Source organism: Caldimonas sp. (assembly GCF_046289365.1).
Lineage (GTDB): Bacteria > Pseudomonadota > Gammaproteobacteria > Burkholderiales > Burkholderiaceae_C > Caldimonas.
The window spans coordinates 4,183-5,516 of sequence record NZ_JBKBVU010000206.1 but is presented as its reverse complement, the minus strand read 5'-3'; the positions used below and the strand labels follow the sequence as shown (position 1 = coordinate 5,516).

Below are 1,334 nucleotides of genomic sequence, written 5' to 3'. Positions count from 1 at the left end.
GCCCGGCCCCGCTGGTGCTCCAGCCGCCTGTGCTCACGCCGTCCAGCGCGCCCGGGCCGCTGGTCAGATAGGCCAGGCGGCGGATGACATCCAGCATCTGCGCGTCGGCCCCGGCCGGTGCCCCCGGGCGGCCGAGGCCGCCCAGTCCACCCTGGCCGGACGGGCCACCCGCCCCGCCCAGGGCCGCCGCGCCGCTGACCGGCAGACCGCCCGCCCCGCTCGGACCGGGGGCGGTGCTGCCCAAGACGCCTGCACCGCTGGGCCCGAAGCCGGCCGGCGCGGGCACGCCGAACAGGGCGCTCAGGGCCTGTGCCGCCTGGCGCTGGTCGGCCAGGGGGCCGCCCCCGGTGCTGCGAAAAGGCACGGCCGGGGCCGTGACGCCGCCGGTGCCCGAGATGACGGCGCTGCGCACAGCCAGACCCACCGGCTGGATCCCCCGCGCGCTGAGGTCGGCGACGATCGCCCCATAACACTGGCGCATCGACTTGGCCAACCCGTGGCCCAATTCACTGGCCAGCGTCTTGCGCACGGCGGCCTCCGGGCTCACCACTTCGATGCTGCGGAACAGCGCCTTGCCGATGACGTCCGGCCGGACGGGGTTGCGCTCCGGGTCGGGCCGTCCCAGGCCCAGCAGCGAGCCCATGTAGGCATCCAGTTCGCGCAGCTCCCACTCGCACTCGTGCTCGATCTCCAGGCCGAGCCGATGGGCCGTGACTTGCTCCTCGACCTCGCTGTCGCCCACCAGGCTGAGCGAGGACCAGTCGGTGCTGGCCAGGCTGCGCCCGCTGCCCACGCGCGGCGTGATCTCCTGGGCGACCTTCTCGTTGAGCACCGAGGTGAACGTCATGTTGAAGGCCGACAGCTTGCGCTGCAGGTCGAACTGCGCCGACATGTAGGCCTGGCGTTGCGCATTGCTCTTGGCCGACAGCGCGAGCATGCCCAGCGCGTCGACCACGCGGCTGGCGGTCGACGACGCGGTGTTCAGGATCTTCTGCACAGCCGCCTGCATGGCGGCGTGGAGTCGCGGGTCGGGCAGGGTCATGGCACTTGCGGTTGCAAGAGGAAACAGTATGGCCCGAAAACCGCCCCCCGGGGCCCGCTGCGCTGCCGGGAGGCGCTTGCGCCCGGCGGTGTGCCAAATCGGGCACAGGTGTGGCCGGGTCGTCTGTGCCGGCTCGCCACGCCAGGCCCGGCGCGCGTAACGTCCGGTTACTTCTTCAGGGCGTCGCGAATCTCGCGCAACAGCACGATGTCTTCCGGGGGCGCGGCCGGGGGGGGGAGGGGGGGGGGGGGGGGGGGGGGGAGGGGGGGGGGGGGGGGGGGGGGGGGGGGGG

The 1,334-nt window shown here is 74.1% G+C and carries 1 protein-coding gene; it reads right to left on the bottom strand.

Features of this window, described 5'->3' with window-relative positions; all coding sequences use genetic code 11:
* Window positions 1-1,042, bottom strand: a 1,042-nt coding sequence (locus tag ACK42S_RS15320) for a DUF1631 family protein (protein WP_409709438.1), incomplete at its 3' end; no start/stop codon positions are given.
* Between the last annotated feature and the right edge of the window lie 292 nt (window positions 1,043-1,334).